Raw genomic sequence first — 17,675 nt, 5'->3', positions numbered from 1 at the left:
TTATATGTTGACCGTCGAACAAGTCATGGCTTCGCAAAAAGCAAGTGTTGAGACCCTGCTGGGTCTGACCTCCAAAGCCTTCGAAGGTGTTGAGAAGATCGTTGAACTCAACCTGACCGCTTCCAAAGCCGCTCTGGCTGAGTCCACCGAGCATGCCAAGGCCATGCTGAACGTCAAAGACGCACAAGAACTGATCGCCCTGCAATCGGCCATGCTCCAGCCTTTGGCTGAAAAGACCGCTGCTTACAGCCGTCACCTGTATGACATCGCGACGGGTTCCACTGCCGAATTGAACAAGACATTTGAAAGCCAGGCGGCTGATGCGCAGAAACAATTCCTGGGTTTGGTTGAAACAGCCACCAAGAATGCACCTGCCGGTTCCGAGTCCGCTGTCGCCGTGCTGAAGAGCAGCGTCGCTGCCGCCAACAATGCGCTGGAATCGGTGCAGAAGGCGGTCAAGCAAGCGACTGAAGCTGCTGAGTCCAATTTCAATTCGGTGACCGCGTCTACAGTGGACGCCGTCAAGACAAGCACGAAAAAACGCTGATTTACAACGCTGACGTGATGTAACGTAGAGAAAATTCGCTTTTTTTGAGCCTCATCTCTACAAAAACAGGGAAAACCCTGAGATACTTCACTTAAGCAGGATTTTTGAGAACAAGTAGTTTCTCTACAGGTTGTCTCCTCGGGTCCTTTCGAAACCTTCAGGTTCAGGGATCCCTTAAGGGCTGGTCGCAAGATCAGCCCTTTTTTTGTGCGCGACGAATTTTGCTTCGCGGATGGGCAGGTTCACCAGCGCGGCACCGGCGGCCAGCACGATGTCGATGTACCAGACCCAGTCGTAGCTGCCGGTGGCCTGAAACACATAGCCGCCGAGGAAAGCTCCGAAAAAACCACCTATCTGGTGCGACAGCATCACGATGCCGAACAGCATGGCCATATTGGCCGTGCCGAACATTTTGGCCACCAGTCCGGCGGTCGGCGGCACGGTCGAGAGAAAGGTCACACCCATGACGGCGGCAAAAACCAGCATCACGGCCGGTGTTTTTGGTGCCAGCAGAAAGACCAGCACCGCCAAGCCGCGCGTCGCATACAGCAGGGCCAGCAGCGATTTCATGCGCCAGCGCCCCACCGCCCAGCCCATCGCCAGGCTGCCGACGATGTTGAACAAGCCGATCATGGCCAGCGCCCAGCCGCCGATTTCGGGTGGCAAGCCGCACGCGGCGATCACGCCCGGCAGATGCGTCGCCAGGAAAGCAACGTGAAATCCGCACACCAGAAAACCCAGGCTCAGGTAGCGAAAGCTCGGTGTGGCGAGCGCCTGGCCGATGGCCTGGCGGGCGCTGAGGGCCTTCGTACCGGAGACCGCCGCGGCCTGCGCCGCCAAGGCCTTGGAATTGCCCTTGAGCACCCACACCGCCGGCAGCGCCAGCATGACGAGCACGCCGAGCCACTGCATGGCGCTGGCCCAGCCGACGGCGGCGGTGAGGCCAATCGCAATCGGCGCCATGGCGAACTGGCCGAAGGAGCCGCCCGCATTGACGATGCCGGTGGCGAGTCCGCGCTTTTCAGGCGGCACCAGGCGCGTGCTGGCCGCCATCAGTACCGAGGGGCCGGCCATGCCGGCACCACCGGCGGCCAGCACGCCGATCGCGAAAATCAGGCCGGCCGTGCTCGTCATGAGCGGCGTGATGAAGGTGCCAATGGCGATCAGCAGCACACCCAGACTGATCACGCGCCCGGTGCCGATGCGATCGGCCACCGCACCGGCAAAGGGTTGGGTCAGCCCCCACCAGAGCTGGCCGAACGCAAAAGCCAGGCTGATGCTGCCGATGCCCAGGGCCGTCGAGGTATTGAGCGCCGACAGGAACAGGCCCATGGTCTGGCGCACGCCCATGGTCAGGGCAAAGGTGCCAGCGGCGGCCAGCAATACCAGCCAGACGGCCACCGGGCGATTTTTGGACGTGTGCGATTTATTCATGCGTCTCTTCCTTGGTGGTGCCGGTCAAAATATCCAGCGATTCATCAATCAGGGTATGCAGTGCCTGCACACGCTGCATGCCCAGCAGGCGGTTGAGGCTGGACTGCGCCGCCTTCCAGTGCCGCTGGGCCTCCTGGCGTTTCTCGCGGCCGGTGTCGGTGATGGTGACCAGGCGGCTGCGCCCATCCACGCCCTCTGCCAGCTGGACCCAACCAGCGGCAAGCAGGGGTTTGAGATTGCGCGTCAGCGTGGAGGCATCCATCTTCATGGCCAACGCCAGATCGCCAGGCCGGATGGGGCCCAGTTTGAGCACATGCGACAGGAGCGAATACTGGGTCGTCTTGAGCCCGGCCTGCGCCAGCTCGGTGTCGTAATGCTGCGTGATGCGCCGCGTCAACTGGCGCAGCTTGAGATTGGTACAGCCCTGCAACTTCGCATCAGAAACTGCCGGCGGGGAAATCAGGTTGGTGTCCATGGATAATATTGTAGCTACAATTGTTGTATATGCAAATATTTTGTTAAACTGGAGAACCTACCATGAGCAAAACCAATCACCTCGACGCCTGGCTCGCCCAGGAACAAGCCATCCGTGCCGTGATGGACGCGGGCGCCGGACCGGGCGTCGCCCGCCCCGAGCAGCTCGTCGGCAAGACCGGGCTGGAATTGATGCAGGCGATGCTGCGGGGCGAATTGCCCTACCCGCCGATTGCGCAAACGCTGGACTTCACGATTATGGAAGCCGGCCATGGCCACGCCATATTTCAAGGCACGCCGGGGGTGGCGCACCTGAACCCGATGGGCACGGTCCATGGCGGCTGGTTCGCCACCCTGCTCGATTCAGCCCTGGGCTGCGCGGTCCACACCCGCATGGCGCCGGGCCAGGGCTACACCACGGCAGAGCTAAGCGTGAACATCGTGCGCGCCCTAACGCCCAAGGTCGCACGGGTGCGCGCCGAAGGCAAAGTCATCCACTGCGGCCGGCAACTGGCGACGGCGGAAGCCCGGTTGATTGGCCCGGACGGCACGCTCTACGCCCATGCCACCACCACCTGCCTGGTGTTTGAACTTGCGCCACAATCCACGCAATGAGATTCCTTCACACCATGCTGCGCGTTGGCAACCTTCAACGCTCGATCGATTTTTACACCCAGGTGCTGGGCATGAAACTGCTGCGCACCTCGGAAAACCCGGAGTACAAGTACTCGCTCGCCTTCGTCGGTTTTGAGGGCAACCCGGAACAGGCCGAGATTGAACTGACCTACAACTGGGGCGTGGAGTCGTACGAGCCGGGCACCGCCTTTGGCCACTTGGCGCTCGGTGTGCCCGATGCGTATGCGGCCTGCGACAAAATTAAAGCAGCGGGCGGCAATGTCACGCGCGAAGCCGGGCCGGTCAAGGGCGGTAGCACCGTGATTGCCTTTGTCACGGACCCGGATGGCTACAAGATTGAACTGATCCAGCGGGTCGAATCGGATTCCGGGGTCGGCCTGCGCTAACGGTCAGAAAATCAATACGCTACGCATTTAATAGCTACCTGCGCATATAGGACGGGGGCTAGAGGCCTTATTTCTTTAAATCTTGGGTATCACGCGCGAGCTGCGTGATGCGCGCCCAATCGCCCTGCGCCAGGGTGACTGCCGGTACCAGCCAGGAACCGCCGACGCACACCACATTGGGCAGCGCCAGGAACTCGGTGGCGTTTTGCAAGGTCACGCCACCGGTGGGGCAGAACTTCACGTCGAAAAACGGGCCGCCCCAGGCCTTGAGCATGGCCGGGCCACCGGCTTGCATGGCGGGGAAAAACTTCAGTTCGGTGAACCCATCCTCCTGCGCCATCATGATTTCACTGCCCGTCGCCACGCCGGGCAACAAGGCCAAGCCCAGATCGCGGCAGGCTTGACCGACCGCCGAGGTGTAGCCCGGGCTGACCGCAAACAGAGCGCCCGCCATGGCGGCCGCTTGCGCGTCGGCCTTGGTGCGCACCGTGCCGGCGCCAACAATGGCCTCGGGGACTTCCTTGGCAATCGCCTCGATGCAGGCCAGGGCCTGCGGCGTGCGCAGTGTCACTTCCAGCATGCGGATGCCGCCGGCCACCAGGGCGCGTGCCATCGGCACGGCATGGGCGACGTCATTCAACACGATGACCGGAATCACCGGGGCGTCCTGTATCACTTGCAGGGCCGAATAGCGAGGAATTTTGCTCATTGAAGTCTCCAGAGGGATAGGGGATGTGAATTCAAAACCAGGTGCAAGCACCGTGCTCGGCGCTCAGGGCATTGCGCCGCATGCCGGCAAAAAGCTCACGCCCCATGCCGATGCCATTGGCGTGCCGCAAGGCTTCGGGCATTTCGTCCAGCGCGCGTGCGGCCCACGCGTCGGCAGAAATCAGCACCTCCAGCGTGCCCGCCACAGCGTCCATGCGGATCACATCGCCGTCGCGCACCTTGGCCAGCGAACCGCCGGCGGCCGCTTCGGGCGAGACGTGAATGGCGGCCGGCACTTTGCCCGAGGCACCGCTCATGCGACCATCGGTGACCAGCGCGACCTTGAAACCCTTGCCCTGCAACACGGCCAGCGGCGGCGTGAGTTTGTGCAACTCGGGCATGCCGTTGGCGTGCGGACCTTGCCAGCGCACCACGCACACCACATCGCGGTCCAGCTCGCCGGCGCCGAAGGCCACATGCAAGGCTTCCTGCGAATCAAACACCCGGCATGGGGCTTCCACCACATGACGATCGTCCGGCACAGCCGAGACCTTGATCACACTGCGCCCCAGATTGCCTTTGAGCAACATGAGGCCGCCGTGCGGGCTGAACGGCGCACTGGCCGGCCGCACCACGCTGTCGTCTTTGCTGGCACCGGCATCCACCCAATGCAGCGCACCTTGTCCGTCCGGTGTGCCGGCGGGGATGCCGGTGTATTCGCGCAGACCGCCGGCGCGCACCGTCAGCACATCGGCGTGCATCAGCCCCGCGTCCAGCAACTCACGAATCACGAAACCGGGTCCGCCGGCGGCCTGGAACTGGTTCACGTCCGCGCTGCCGTTGGGGTAGACCCGCGTCAACAAGGGCACCACTTCCGATAGCTCCGAGAAATCATCCCAGTCAATCACGATGCCGGCCGCGCGGGCCACGGCCACCCAGTGAATCAGGTGGTTGGTGGAGCCGCCGGTGGCCAGCAAGGCCACCATCGCGTTGACGATGCAGCGCTCGTCCACCACTTCGCCAATCGGCGCAAAGCGACGTGCCTTGGTGATGTCGAGCACGGTGCGCACGGCTTCACGCGTCAGCTCGTCGCGGATCGCGTTGCCCGGGTTGACGAAGGCAGTGCCCGGCACATGCAGGCCCATGGCTTCAAGCAGCATCTGGTTGCTGTTGGCGGTGCCATAGAAGGTGCAGGTGCCTGAGCCGTGGTAGGCCTTGGATTCGGCCTCCAGCAATTCAGGGCGCCCGACCAGACCTTGGGCGGCTTTCTCGCGCACCTTCGATTTTTCATTGTTCGACAGGCCCGAGGTCATCGGGCCGGCCGGCACAAACACGGTCGGCAGGTGGCCAAAATGCAGCGCACCGATCAGCAGGCCGGGCACGATCTTGTCGCACACCCCGATCATCAGCGCGGCATCAAACACGTCGTGGCTCAAGGAGACAGCGGTGGCCATGGCGATGACGTCGCGCGAGAACAGGCTGAGTTCCATGCCTGGCGTGCCTTGGGTCACGCCGTCGCACATGGCCGGCACGCCACCGGCCACCTGGGCTGTTGCACCCAGTTTGCGGGCTTCCACCTTGATGATTTCAGGGTAATGCTGCATCGGTGCATGGGCCGACAGGATGTCGTTGTAAGCGTTCACGATGCCGATATTGAGCGCGCGCTCGGCCACGACGCGGAATTTGTCATTGATCGGGAGCGCGGCAAAGGCGTGCGCCACGTTCGCGCAACCCAGCCGTTCGGCACCGGGTTTGCGTTGCGCGGTCTGCGTCAGGCGCTCCAGGTAGGCGCTGCGTGAGGGCTGGCTGCGCTCGCGAATGCGCGCGGTGACGGATTCAACAGTGGAATTCAGTTTCATGGTGTGTTTCACCTTTTCACGAAAAGTTGGTAACAAAATTACAAACAGGATGGTAACCGGTAACACGACCAAAGGGGCAATCCGGCCGTTACAAGATGGTTACCAAACACGGTTTCGCCCTGTATCTGCCTATACTTCCCGCATGACTTCCATTGCCGACCTCCGAAAAAGTTACGAACGTGCCGAGCTCAATGAAGACGCCTCGCATGCCGACCCGCTCCAGCAGTTTGAGCAATGGCTGCAAGAAGCCATGGCCGCCGAAGTGCCCGAACCCAATGCCATGACCTTGGCCACGGTGGCGAGCAACCTGCGCCCCAGCACGCGCGTGGTGCTGATCAAGGGTTATGACGCGCGCGGCATCACTTGGTTCACCAATTATGAGAGCCGCAAGGGCCAGGAGCTGGCGGGCAACCCGTTTGCGGCCCTGCAGTTCCACTGGGTTGAGCTGGAGCGCGTGGTGCGCATCGAAGGGCTGGTCGAGCGGGTCAGCGCGCAGGAGAGTGACGAGTATTTTCACAGCCGGCCACTCGATTCACGCATCGGCGCCTGGGCCTCGCCGCAAAGCCAGGTCATCTCGGGGCGTGGCGTGCTGGTGGCCAACGCCGCCAAGTTTGGCGCGCAGTTTCTGCTGCGCCCGCCGCGTCCGCCGCACTGGGGCGGTTACCGGCTCATACCCGACAACTGGCAGTTCTGGCAGGGCCGCAAAAGCCGCCTGCATGACCGGCTGCGCTACACCTTGAATCCGGCCAGCAGCACCTCGCCAGTGTGGCTCCGCGAACGCCTGGCGCCCTGAGCCACCTCAAAGCAGGACCTTGCGTGCCGCCAGCTTGACGGCTTGGGTCAGGCGTTGTGCGGACGCGGGCTCGCGCTCCCAGTGGTGCCAGTACAGCGCCACATCCACCGCACTGCCGGGCAGCACCTCCACCAGCGCCGCCCGCCCCGGGTGCGCCGATAGCTCCGCCAGGTGCAGCTCCGGCACCATGCCCCAGCCGAAACCGTGCGCCAGCGCGCTCTCAAACGCATCCACGGCGGGCACGAAATGCCGCGGGTACTGCGGTGCCGTCAACTGAAAATTCTGGGCCAAAAAGAGATCCTGCAAACCATCCTTGCGGTTGAAGATGACCGCCGGCGTGGCCAGCAGACGGTGCACCGACACAGCCCCGCTCTTGGTATGGCACTTTTGCACCAGGGCCGCGGTCGCCATGCAGCGGTAGCGCATCACACCCAACAGTTCGGCCAGACAGCCGCGCATAGCCTGCGCCTGCGTGCTGACACAGCCCACCACATCGCCATTTTTGAGCGAATCATGGGTGTGGTTCTGGTCGTCGATCACCACGTCCAGCAGCAGCCGGTAGCGGGCCAGCGCCGCCGCCACGCCAGGTAAAAACCAGCTGGCCAGGGAATCGGCGTTGACGGCCACACACAAGGATTGCCACGCGCTGGCGGCGCCCGGCAGCTTGGCGCCCAGCCCGCCAACCAGGTCGGCCTCCATCAGGCGCAGTTGCTTGACGTGGGCCAGCAAGGCCTGCCCCGCCGGCGTGGCGCGCACCGTTTTGCCGCGCACCAGCAAACGCTGACCCAGCGCGGACTCCAGGCTCTTGAGACGCAGCGAGACGGCCGCCAGCGTCAAGTTCAGGGCCTGCGCGGCCGGGCCAAAGCCACCGTGCTCCAGCACCGCCGCCAAGGCCTCCAGTTGTTTCGCATCCAGCATGTCGACCCTCTTCAATCAAGAATTTTTTACCCTTAGTCAGTTTAATTTAGTTTTGTTTAACAAATGAGGCGCTTGCAGCACACTGAAGTTTTTCCCACCCCCTGGCGCCGACCCACCATGCTGACTCTCTCCCAAGCCTTCACCCTCGCCCCGGCGTTCAACGCCGGTTTGCTGCTCAGCCTCTCGCTCATCATGGCCCTGGGGCCGCAAAACGCCCATGTGCTGCGCATGGGTTTGCGCGGCCAGCATGTGTGGCTGACGATTGGCCTGTGCCTGCTGTCGGACATGCTGCTCATTGGTTTGAGCGTGCTGGGCCTGGCGCAGTTGGGCGGTTTGTCCGACACGATCAAGAACGCGCTGGTGGGCGGCGGCATCCTGTTCCTGCTGGTCTATGGCGCCCAGGCGTTTGCGCGCTTTCGCACCGGCGCAGCCACCAGCCTGCCTCAGACTCACGCGAGCGATGACACAGTCATGACGCGCCGCCAGGCTGCCCTGGCCGCGCTGGCTTTTTCGTGGCTCAACCCGCATGTCTGGCTCGACACCGCCGTCTTGCTCGGCACCGCCTCACTGGCCTGGGGCCAGCCAGGCAACGCGGTGTTTGGCCTGGGCGCGGCCACCGGCTCGGTGATCTGGTTTGGCGGTCTGGGTCTTGGCATGTTGTGCCTGGGCACACGCCTGCGTCAACCCGGCGTGTGGCGTGCGCTGGACGGACTGGTGGCCTTGATGATGTGGGGCACCGCCCTGGTGCTGGGCCTGGGTTTGCTCGGGCTTTGAATGAAGCGCCCTCACAACCGGTTCACCAGCGCCATCACCAGCGAGATGGTCACCAGACCCAGCCCGGTGGACACGGCCACGCTGGCTGTCACCAGGTCCTCAGCCACTTCGTAACGCTGGGAAAACATAAACACATTGGCGCCAATCGGCAAAGAGGCCGCCACAATCATTACCGTGAGCGGCAGCCCGCTCAGGCCCAGCGACCAGCTGAGTGCGGCCACCAGCGCCGGAAAAGCCAGGTTTTTCACCAGTGTCAAACCCAGCGCGCCCCTGAGATGCGCGCCCACCCGTACCTGGGTCAGCGTCACCCCGACCAGCACCAGAGCCAGCGGGCCAAAGGCATTGCCCAGCAGTTGCAGCGGCCGGTCCACCACCATAGGCAACGTGAAGCCCGTCTGAGCAAACAGCAGACCCGCGATGATGGGCAGCGGCACCGGGTGAACAATGCCGTTGCGCACCGCACCCAGCACCGTCAGCATCATGTGGCGCCCGCCACGGGTGCCCGTCGCCGCTTCCTCGCGCGCCACCGCCAGCTCCAGCACCACCGTGGCCAGCGTCAGCAGCACCAGCGCGTGTACCGAGATCAGGGTGAACAGCGTCACCAGCCCGGCCTCGCCATACGCCAGCCCGACCAGGGGAACGCCGATTGCCACGGTATTGCTGAAGGTGGCGGCCAGCGCCAGCACGGCAGCCCGGCGCGTGAAGCCCTGCCAGACCAGCATCACAGCAAACAGCAGCGCGGCCGCCACGAAATACATGGCCACCGGCTTGAAGTTGAGCTGCTCGACGTGCACCGTGCTCATGGTGCGAAACAGCAAGGCCGGCGTGAGCACCATGAACGTCAGGTTTGACAGGTCTTTTGTGGCTTCAGCCCTTATCCACCCTGCGCGACCAGCTATAAAACCAATAGCTACCAACAAGACCACCGGCAGCAGGGACGACAAAACAGGATTATTCACGCGGGCTTATTCTGGGTTGAAAAATGTCTCCAGTGCCTCGACCGGGCCCGGGTGGCCAAAATAATAACCCTGAAAGTTGCAGCAGCCCTCGCGTTCCAGGAAATCGCGCTGCGCCGGGGTCTCGACGCCCTCGGCAATCACCATCATGCCCAGGCTTTGTCCCAGGGTCACGGTCGCCCGGACCAGTGCCGCGTCCTTGGGGTTGGTCAAGGCCCCGAGCAGGAAGGAACGGTCGATCTTGAGCTGGTCCAGTGGCAAGCGCTTGAGATAACTCAGTGACGAGTAACCGGTGCCAAAATCATCCAGCGAGAAACCCACGCCCCGCGCCTTGAGCGTCAGCATCTTGCTGATGATGCCTTCCATGTCCTTGATCAGCAGGCTTTCGGTCAGCTCCAGTTTGAGCCGCGACGCCGGGGCGCCCGTGCACTCGATCACCGCCAGCACGTCGTCCACAAAGGTCTCGCGGTGAAACTGCAGCGCGCTGACGTTGACCGACAAGGTCAGGTGCGCGGTATGCGGCTGAACAGCCCATTGCTGTAACTGGCGGCAGGCCGTTTCCAGCACCCATTGACCCAGGGGCAGGATCAGCCCGGTGTCCTCGGCCAGGGGGATGAAGTGCGCCGGCGGCACCATACCGCGCCGGGGATGCGACCAGCGCAGCAGCGCCTCCACGCCGGTCAGGCGACCCCGCTCGTTCACCTGCGGCTGGTAGTAAAGCAGGAACTCGCGCTCCTGCAGGCTGTGACGCAGGTCGGCCTCCAGCTCGGCGCGCGCCGTCAGGGCGGTCTGCGATTCGAGATCGAAAAAGCGCAGGGTGTTGCGCCCCGCATCCTTGGCCTGGTACAGGGCCAGATCGGCACGCTTGAGCAGCTCGTCGACCGCGTCATGGTTTTCGTTGAACAAGGCCACGCCCACACTGGCGCTGCTGTGGTAGGTGAAATGGCCAAACTGGTAGGGCTGGCCCAGGGTATCGAGCATCTTCTGGCCCACGGCCCGGGCCTGCGTGGCGGCCTCGGTTGGGTTGTCGCTCAAATCCTGCAGCATGACCACGAACTCATCACCGCCAAAGCGCGCCACCGTGTCACCGTCACGCACGCAATAGTTCAGCCGTTCCGCCACCTGGCGCAAGAGCATGTCGCCCTGGTCATGCCCATAGGTGTCGTTGAGGTTCTTGAAATTATCCAGGTCAATGAAAAGCAAAGCGCCGTTGCGGTGACGGCGCGCGCCCTTGGCCAGCGCCTGCTGGAGCCGGTCGGTAAACAATCGCCGATTGGGCAAGCCCGTGAGCGAATCGTAATAAGCCATCTGTTGGATTTCAGCTTCGGCGGCCTTGCGTTTGGTGATGTCGGCCAGCGTGGAGACATAGTGCGTCACCGTTTGCTGCTCATCCCTGACGGCGGTGATGGTCAGCCACTCGGGAAACACTTCGCCATTCCTGCGCCGGTTCCAGATCTCGCCCTGCCACGATCCACTTTGCTCGATGGACTCCCGCATGGCGGCATAGAACGCTGCGTCGTGGCACCCCGAGCTGAGCAGACTCGGTTTTTTTCCAATGGCCTCACTGGCGGAAAAACCGGTAATTCTGGAAAAAGCCTGGTTGACGCGCAGGATGAGGCCGCTGGGGTCGGTGATGAACATGCCCTCCTCCGACTCGAAGGCGGTAGCCGCGATGCGCAGTTGGGCGTCAGCGAGTTTGCGCTCGGTGATGTCGCGCGCCAGGACAATGAAACGGAGTTCTTCATCGTCCTGCCTGGCTTTGCGGGCGACCGACAGCTCGAACCACATTTTCCCCTGCGGCAGATCCAGTGCGTACTGCGTGCCGCTTGAGTGGCCGTACTCGTTCGCCTCCTGCAAGGCCGCCATCCCGACTGCGGCAGCGTCGGGCGGCAGGATGTCCGAGACCTTTCTGCCGAGGAAATCTTCCGGCGGCGCGGCCAGCAAGTCGGCGCGAGGCGAATGGTAGGCGTAAATTCGCCCGTCCAGCCCGAGTTCAAACAGCAAGTCCGGTATGGCGCTGAGCGTGGCCTGCAGCCGCGCTTGCTCGGCCATCAGCGCCGCCTTGTGTTGATTGCGCCGCGTGGTATCAAAGACGAAGCCATGCCACAGCACCGAGCCATCGGCCTGTTTCTGCGGCATGGCATTGCCGGCCAACCAGCGCACGGTGCCATCCGCAGCACGCACGCGGTACTCATGCACCCAAGGCTCCAACGACTGGGCCGAGGCTTCGACCGAGGCAGCAACGCCTGGCGCATCGTCCGGGTGGATCAGGGCCAGGATTGGCGCGGCGTCCGCGGCCACTTCTTGCGGACTGAGGCCGTAGATCTCGCGTAGACCTTCACTGGCAAAAGGAAAGCAGGAACTGCCATCCGGGCGCAGCAAATACTCATACAGAAGCCCCGGCGCGCGGCTGGTGATGGTCTGCAATTGCAGCAAGGCGCCTTGCTGCGCGGCCGAATGGCGCTGGCGGGCCACCACGTAGCGGGAGGACATGAGGCCGAGCGCGAGCAGCAGGACACTGGCGATGCCGGCCTGCCACAAAAGGTAGGCCTTGGCCTGCTCGTGCTCGGCGAACACGTCGGCACTGGCCATCCCGGTCACAACGAGCAGCGGGTAGGACGGCAGCTTTCTGAAGTGATAAGTGCGCTCAATCCCGTCCACAACCGAGCGAGAGGTGAGCGTGCCGTTTTCTTCGCCCTGTGCGGCACGCAAAAATACCGGGCTGGAGGCTGCATTGCCCTCGAAAGTTTCCACGCTCGGCGTCTTCCTGGCGAGCAGCGAGCCACTCAAGCCATACAGGGCAGATACACCCTCGTGGCCGAGCGAGAGTTCGGCGAAGAAATGGGTGAAGTAAGCCGGGTCCAGCGAGGCCACGACGACGCCGCCAAATTCACCGTTTTTCCGGGTGATGCGACGCGACAGCTGAATAGACCACTTGCCTGAAGCCCGTCCGAGCACCGGACGGGAGATGAACAGCGCGTTACTGCCGGGCGCCACATGCGCTTTGAAATGCTCGCGATCCGACAGATCAACGCGACCGCTGAACGGAAGATTGCTCTGCGCCAGCAGGCCTTGCGCATCGATCACGCCCACCTGCAGAAGAATACGGGGATCGAAAACGCCTTGTTCGGTCATGCCCTTCAGGTCAATTTGGCCCCCGTGCTCATGGTATTGACCCAAGACCATGCGCAGTGTCTGGTCGGCGCTGAAGAAGGTCCGCTCGGCATGCTCCTGGCTGAGTCGCCCCAGATTGACGAGGTCACTTTCTGCGCCAGCAATGGTCCGGCTTCGGTCGTCCGCAATCGTCCTGAACGTCAGCAGCCACCCTGCCGTGAGCAAAAGGGTGGCAAACAGCCAGATCAGGAGATGCGGGCCAGCGCGGGAGGCGGCCCCGCGAGGTTGACGAAAAAACGGCAAACGATCAAAGGCCGGCGGCCTTCGCGTCCTCTTTCATTTTGCGTTTGAAAAAAGCAACGAACCAGATACCCATGCAAATCATGAACGCGATGCCGGCGACACTCATCAGGCCGTAGTCGGTGGAAAAGAGATCGGAGAGTGCTTTCATGGTGGCAATCCTTATTAAGTTGTGAACAGGACCGCATGCCAGCGGCCCTTGACGCAACTATCGCCTGCCGGGCCGGACACAGGCCTGACGTGGATCAACCACCTTAAAGATAAGGTTATCAATTTGATGGCAAGCGCCACCAAGTCGCTATTTCACGCTGACCGCGTCGGTGATGCGGTAGTACAGACCGTAGGAGTCGTCGTTCAAAACCGCAAACTTGCCTTCCACGGTGACCGGTTCCATCGAGTACTTGACGGGGGTTTTGGTCTTGACTTCGACCATGCTCTCCGGGCCGCCCGGTGTGCAGAACGAGCAGGTCAGCGGCACGGCACTGAGCAGAAAGTGCTTTTGCTTCTCGCCCGGGTCCAACGGCATCATGAAGCCCTGAATGCGCTGGGTTTTGTCATTCAATGCCTGCACTTGCGCCGGGAACGCGGGCAGCAGGCGGTTCTTGACCGCCTTGGTCTTGACGTCCGTCAGCATGGACCAGGGCAAGACATCCGCCCGCTCCGGCAAAGGGGCAAACGGGCTGTTGGGGCTATGCACGCCGGCGCCGCTGCCGCTGGGCACACCACCCGCAATCGGTGGACTCAACTGGGCCAGCGCGCCCAAGGGCAGGAGACAAGCGCTCAGCGACAAAACACCTACCGCCGACGTAATGGAAAAAAGTTTCATGGCATATCCCCCAACAATCTTTCTATCTTAGTGCGCGTGCTTCATTCCGCAAAATTTGCCAATCGCCAGACCCTTGCAAGCCATTTGCAGCTCCTTGTTGCACACGTCTTCCTGCTTGCCGGATTCCAGGCATTTGGCGACGCCTTCGTGGGCCGCTGCGATGGCGCGGTGACGCGCGATGTCTTCCTTCGTTTCCTTGTCACCGTGGGTTTCAGCTGCTATGCAAACCGTAGCTGTCAGCGCAATGGATACGAGGGCCAGAAGCAGTTTTTTCATAAATTTACCTTGATTTACCGGGATTGAAGAAGTTCAAACACACTCACACGATAGGCGCCCAGCGCCGGCAGAACAGCCGCCGCCAGCGACACGCCCAGGGCCAGACAGGGCACCACCAGCAATTCAGGCGGCCAGACCAGGCCACCGATGAGCAAGGAGTTGTCCAGCTGCAGCATCCAGCCGATCAGCGCCGCCAGCGCCTGGCCGCCCGCCACGCCCAGCACGGCGGCCAGCGCGCCCAGCCACAGCGCTTCCGTCAGCAGCAGGGCCGCGACTTTGGAGGGCGGCGCGCCCAGCATGCGCAACAGCGCCAGATCGGCCCGACGCTCGCGCACCGCGCTCCACAGGGCGATGAACACGCTCAGGCCGGCGGTCAGCAGCAACACGCCGGCGAAGGCCCGCAGCACGTCGGTGCCTATGCCCAGCATGCTCAAGAGCCGGGTGATCTCCAGCGCCGGGGCGGCGGCCTGCATTTCAGTGCTGGTGTTGACATAGCGCGGCAAGCTCAGCGCCGCCATCGGGGTCTTGTAGCGGATTAGCGCCAGGGTGACTTCGCGCTCTTCTTCCAGAACCTGGCGGTCGTCCGCGTCCACGGCGGTGTAGTCCTCGTGCACCTTCCAGACCGAAGCGGTGTCGGTCAGGATCAGCCGGTCCAGCACACTGCCGCCGCTCGCCAGAATGCCGGTCACGGTATAGGGGTTGTCGCCATGGGTATGGCCGCCAGCGCCCAGGCCGTGCGAGCCGACAAAGCTATTGCCCACAGCCAGCCCCAATTTGCGCGCGACGGTCGCGCCCAGCACCACCTGCATCGGCGCGTCCCATGAACGACCTTGCGCCAGCGTGGCCTGGTAGTGCGTGAGGTAGTCGTGCGAGGTGCCGACGATGCGAAAACCGCGGAAGTTGTCACCCAGGCTGATCGGGATGAGACTGGCCACCAGCGGGTTCTTCTCCAGCTCCCGCACCGCCTTGAGCGGCACATTGCCCGGCGGCACGTCGATGTGGAACACACCCGACAAAATCAGCTGCATCGGGCTGCCCTTGGCGCCGACCACAAGGTCAACACCCGCCAGATCGCGCTCGAAGGCCTGGTTCAGCTGGTGCCCGACCAGCAGCAAAAAAGTGATGGAGGCCAGCCCCAGGCTCAGCAGGAGCAGGTTCAGCGCCGCGCCGAGCGGGCGTGACCAGAGGTAGCGCCAGGCCAGAAAAAGGGTCTTCATGCTTCTTTTTTCATAGCTGGTTGCGCTGGAGCTGCAAGGGCTGGAAGCCAATTTGACCATTATTACCCGGCGGAATCAGTGCCGCCACGCGGGCGTCGTGGGTGGCGATGACCAAGGTGGCGCCGTGCGTGCGGGCCGTGTCCAGCAGCAGGCCGACGGCGTCAGATGCGGCTTCGTCGTCCAGGCTGGCGGTGGGCTCGTCGGCCAGGATCACGCGCGGGTTCAGCAGTACGGCGCGCGCCAGCGCCACGCGCTGCGCCTGACCGCCCGAGAGCTGCGACGGTCGGCGTCGGGCCAGCTCCTGCACGCCCAGCGCACTCAGGGCGGCGTGGATGCGCGCCGGGTCTTCAGCCTGGCCGCTGGCCCATTGCGCCAGCGCCAGGTTCTGCTGCACGTCGAGCGCCGCGCTCAGGTGCAATTTTTGAGGTAAAAACCCGATAGCCCTCGCCCGCCATGCGTCAGCAGCTATGTTTTTAAGAGTACCCAGCGCTTGCTCAGCGACCGTCAAGGTGCCTGCGGTGGGCGCCAGCAAGGCGGCCACCAGCGCCAACCAGGTCGACTTGCCGCAGCCCGAGGGGCCGCTGAGCAAGAGCACCGCGCCTTGCGGCACGTCCACATCGGGAAAAACCAGCAAGGGACCGGCGGGGTACTGGTAGCTGAGCTGGTGGGTGCGGATCACGCTGCGGACCCTGACGTGGGCGCGCCGGGCTCCACGTCCACGGTTGCCGTGGCGCAGTCCACGCACACGCCGCGCACCGCGAAGTCCAGGCTCATGCCCTGGTAACCCAAGGCTTTGAGCGCATCCAGCGCGGTCTGCGCGGCCCGATCCAGGTCAATGGCATTGGCCCGCAGAGCGTCACCCAGGGGGCTGTCGCGGTGGCAACTCTGGCATTCGAAGTGCGGCATGGCGTGCACGCTGGCCGGCATGGCCTGGTAACGGCGTACCCGGTTGGCATCGACCCGGCACAAGAGCAAACCCACCTGGGTGAGCCGGTCAATCAGGCGGTACAGGGTCACCCGGTCCAGCGTTACGCCTTCGGCCAATGCGCTGTTGTCACCCTGCAAGGCCGACTGCAACTGGGCATGGGTGTAGCTGGTGTCGGGATGCGCCAGCAGCCAGCCCAGCACCAGGCGCGCCGCGCTGGTACGGCGCAAGCCGTGCGCGGACAGCAGCGCATCAATGGGATCGGCGCGGGGGTCGAGGGTGGGAATCAGGGAAGCCATGGTGATATTTGATCTCAAAATGCAAAATAACGCAACCAAGTTGCATTAGAATATATCGCAATCGAATTGCATTATTACCGCAAGCCAGGGCTTATCCGCCCCGCATTTTGTAAAGACGGGTTTTTTTCATGTCATCTCCTCAGGATTTTTTCAAGCGTCAAACCCGCAGTGTGCTGGCTTGGCCCGCGTGGTTGCGGGTAGTGGCGGTGCTGCCCGCGTTGCTACTGCTGTGGCTGGCAGTGCTGTGGGCCAGCGTGGAGGCAGCGCCGCTATGAACACGCATCAAACACCTCAGACGTCCGTCGTTGCGAGCACTGAGCAACAGTCCGTCGTTGCGAGCGCAGCGCGGCAATCCAGGAGCCATGGATTGCCGCGCTGCGCTCGCAATGACGGGGACGGGGACGCGAACGGGGCGGCTCCTCTTATCACGCTGGACAACCTGACGGTGAGCTACCGCCAGCACCCTGCCCTGCACCACATCAGCGGGCAATTCATGCACGGGTCGCTGACCGCGGTGATGGGACCCAATGGCTCGGGCAAAAGCACCTTGCTCAAAAGCATCGTCGGCCTGTTGCCGATTGAAGGCGGGCGTTCGGGCGGGGCGCTGACCCTGAACACCGACGAGCGACGCATCGCCTACCTGCCGCAGCTCAGCGAGATTGATCGCGGCTTTCCGATTGACGTGCGGGACTGTGTGCTTTTGGGTTGTTGGGGCAGCGCGGGCGCTTTTGGCGACGTCAGCCAAAGCATGCTGGCGCGGGTGGACGCGGCGCTGCACGCGGTCGGTCTGCAGGGCTTTGAGCGCCGTGCGGTGGGCTCGCTCTCGGCGGGGCAATTGCAGCGCGTGATGTTCGCCCGCATTCTGGTGCAGGACGCCAGCCTCATCTTGCTGGACGAGCCCTTTAACGCGATGGACAGCAAAACCACGGCCGGCCTGCTGGCCCTGGTGCAGCAATGGCACCAAGAGGAGCGCACCGTGATCGCTGTGCTGCACGATGATGCGCAGGTGCGCCAGCACTTTCCGCAAACCCTGCTGCTGGCACGCGAACTGGTGGGCTGGGGGTCTACCGCCGAGGTGTTGACCGCGGCCAACTTGCAGCGCGCCCGCGCCATGGCCGAGGCTTGGGACGAGACGGCGGCGGTGTGCGAGATCGACACCGCGTTGGTCCAACGCCTCAGCGCCAGCGCGCACGCCACGCGCCCTGCCCACCCGGTAACGACCTGAGGGCCACA

The 17,675-nt window shown here is 63.2% G+C and carries 20 protein-coding genes; 7 read left to right on the top strand and 13 right to left on the bottom strand.

Features of this window, described 5'->3' with window-relative positions; translation table 11 throughout:
* Positions 1–4 precede the first annotated feature (4 nt).
* The gene (locus C5P05_RS33320; protein WP_114974139.1) at positions 5–547 is read left to right on the top strand and encodes a phasin family protein; all 543 of its coding nucleotides are present in this window, start codon (positions 5–7) and stop codon (positions 545–547) included.
* A 174-nt stretch (positions 548–721) separates the two neighbouring features.
* On the opposite strand, the gene C5P05_RS33315 is transcribed toward C5P05_RS33320, so the two are convergent.
* Positions 722–1,981, bottom strand: coding sequence for an MFS transporter (locus C5P05_RS33315; protein ID WP_114974138.1), 1,260 nt, complete (start codon positions 1,979–1,981; stop codon positions 722–724).
* Positions 1,974–2,456 (bottom strand): MarR family winged helix-turn-helix transcriptional regulator, encoded by a 483-nt coding sequence (locus C5P05_RS33310; protein WP_114974137.1) that lies wholly within the window; start codon positions 2,454–2,456, stop codon positions 1,974–1,976. The genes C5P05_RS33315 and C5P05_RS33310 overlap by 8 nt, the downstream gene beginning before the upstream one ends.
* A gap of 62 nt (positions 2,457–2,518) precedes the next feature.
* Between C5P05_RS33310 and C5P05_RS33305 the strand changes: the two genes are divergently transcribed.
* Both C5P05_RS33305 and gloA read left to right on the top strand, forming a co-directional pair.
* Positions 2,519–3,070, top strand: a complete 552-nt coding sequence (locus tag C5P05_RS33305) for a PaaI family thioesterase (protein ID WP_114974136.1) — start codon at positions 2,519–2,521, stop codon at positions 3,068–3,070.
* Positions 3,067–3,477, top strand: coding sequence for a lactoylglutathione lyase (gloA, locus tag C5P05_RS33300; RefSeq protein ID WP_114974135.1), 411 nt, complete (start codon positions 3,067–3,069; stop codon positions 3,475–3,477). The genes C5P05_RS33305 and gloA overlap by 4 nt, the downstream gene beginning before the upstream one ends.
* A gap of 67 nt (positions 3,478–3,544) precedes the next feature.
* On the opposite strand, the gene eda is transcribed toward gloA, so the two are convergent.
* Complete coding sequence (eda, locus tag C5P05_RS33295) at positions 3,545–4,186, bottom strand: bifunctional 4-hydroxy-2-oxoglutarate aldolase/2-dehydro-3-deoxy-phosphogluconate aldolase (protein WP_114974134.1); 642 nt, start codon at positions 4,184–4,186, stop codon at positions 3,545–3,547.
* Between the two features lie 31 nt (positions 4,187–4,217).
* Entirely contained in the window at positions 4,218–6,044 is a 1,827-nt protein-coding gene (gene edd / locus C5P05_RS33290; protein ID WP_114974133.1) for a phosphogluconate dehydratase, read from the bottom strand.
* A gap of 142 nt (positions 6,045–6,186) precedes the next feature.
* Between edd and pdxH the strand changes: the two genes are divergently transcribed.
* Complete coding sequence (pdxH, locus tag C5P05_RS33285; RefSeq protein ID WP_114974132.1) at positions 6,187–6,837, top strand: pyridoxamine 5'-phosphate oxidase; 651 nt, start codon at positions 6,187–6,189, stop codon at positions 6,835–6,837.
* Positions 6,838–6,843: 6 nt separating this feature from the next.
* Here pdxH and C5P05_RS33280 read toward each other — a convergent pair whose 3' ends face one another.
* Positions 6,844–7,755 (bottom strand): HTH-type transcriptional regulator ArgP, encoded by a 912-nt coding sequence (locus tag C5P05_RS33280; RefSeq protein ID WP_114974131.1) that lies wholly within the window; start codon positions 7,753–7,755, stop codon positions 6,844–6,846.
* A gap of 117 nt (positions 7,756–7,872) precedes the next feature.
* Between C5P05_RS33280 and C5P05_RS33275 the strand changes: the two genes are divergently transcribed.
* On the top strand, positions 7,873–8,529 hold the full coding sequence (locus C5P05_RS33275; RefSeq protein WP_114974130.1) for a LysE/ArgO family amino acid transporter: 657 nt from the start codon (positions 7,873–7,875) through the stop codon (positions 8,527–8,529).
* Positions 8,530–8,540: 11 nt separating this feature from the next.
* Here C5P05_RS33275 and C5P05_RS33270 read toward each other — a convergent pair whose 3' ends face one another.
* The 8 genes from C5P05_RS33270 to C5P05_RS33235 form a co-directional block, all read right to left on the bottom strand.
* Positions 8,541–9,488: an AEC family transporter gene (locus C5P05_RS33270; protein ID WP_114974129.1), complete on the bottom strand. Its 948-nt coding sequence runs from the start codon at positions 9,486–9,488 to the stop codon at positions 8,541–8,543.
* Between the two features lie 6 nt (positions 9,489–9,494).
* Positions 9,495–12,902, bottom strand: coding sequence for an EAL domain-containing protein (locus tag C5P05_RS34885; RefSeq protein ID WP_114974128.1), 3,408 nt, complete (start codon positions 12,900–12,902; stop codon positions 9,495–9,497).
* A gap of 4 nt (positions 12,903–12,906) precedes the next feature.
* A complete protein-coding gene (locus tag C5P05_RS33260; RefSeq protein WP_114974127.1) occupies positions 12,907–13,050 on the bottom strand; it encodes a DUF3149 domain-containing protein in 144 nt (47 codons plus the stop codon).
* A gap of 147 nt (positions 13,051–13,197) precedes the next feature.
* Entirely contained in the window at positions 13,198–13,725 is a 528-nt protein-coding gene (locus C5P05_RS33255) for a DUF3299 domain-containing protein (RefSeq protein ID WP_114974126.1), read from the bottom strand.
* 27 nt (positions 13,726–13,752) lie between these two features.
* Positions 13,753–14,001: a hypothetical protein gene (locus C5P05_RS33250; protein ID WP_114974125.1), complete on the bottom strand. Its 249-nt coding sequence runs from the start codon at positions 13,999–14,001 to the stop codon at positions 13,753–13,755.
* 14 nt (positions 14,002–14,015) lie between these two features.
* Entirely contained in the window at positions 14,016–15,218 is a 1,203-nt protein-coding gene (locus tag C5P05_RS33245; protein ID WP_114974124.1) for an ABC transporter permease, read from the bottom strand.
* Between the two features lie 10 nt (positions 15,219–15,228).
* Entirely contained in the window at positions 15,229–15,897 is a 669-nt protein-coding gene (locus C5P05_RS33240; RefSeq protein ID WP_114974123.1) for an ABC transporter ATP-binding protein, read from the bottom strand.
* Positions 15,894–16,442 (bottom strand): Fur family transcriptional regulator, encoded by a 549-nt coding sequence (locus tag C5P05_RS33235; protein WP_114974122.1) that lies wholly within the window; start codon positions 16,440–16,442, stop codon positions 15,894–15,896. Before C5P05_RS33235 ends, C5P05_RS33240 begins: the two co-directional genes overlap by 4 nt.
* 128 nt (positions 16,443–16,570) lie before the next feature.
* Between C5P05_RS33235 and C5P05_RS34120 the strand changes: the two genes are divergently transcribed.
* Together C5P05_RS34120 and C5P05_RS33230 are read left to right on the top strand one after the other, a co-directional pair.
* A complete protein-coding gene (locus tag C5P05_RS34120) occupies positions 16,571–16,717 on the top strand; it encodes a hypothetical protein (RefSeq protein WP_198674940.1) in 147 nt (48 codons plus the stop codon).
* Positions 16,718–16,809: 92 nt separating this feature from the next.
* Positions 16,810–17,667: a metal ABC transporter ATP-binding protein gene (locus C5P05_RS33230; protein ID WP_232834763.1), complete on the top strand. Its 858-nt coding sequence runs from the start codon at positions 16,810–16,812 to the stop codon at positions 17,665–17,667.
* The last annotated feature ends 8 nt before the right edge of the window (positions 17,668–17,675 follow it).

Source organism: Rhodoferax ferrireducens, from assembly GCF_003347515.1.
Lineage (GTDB): Bacteria > Pseudomonadota > Gammaproteobacteria > Burkholderiales > Burkholderiaceae_C > Rhodoferax.
Note: the sequence above shows the minus strand (reverse complement) of the source record. Positions and strands in the feature narration are given on the sequence as shown.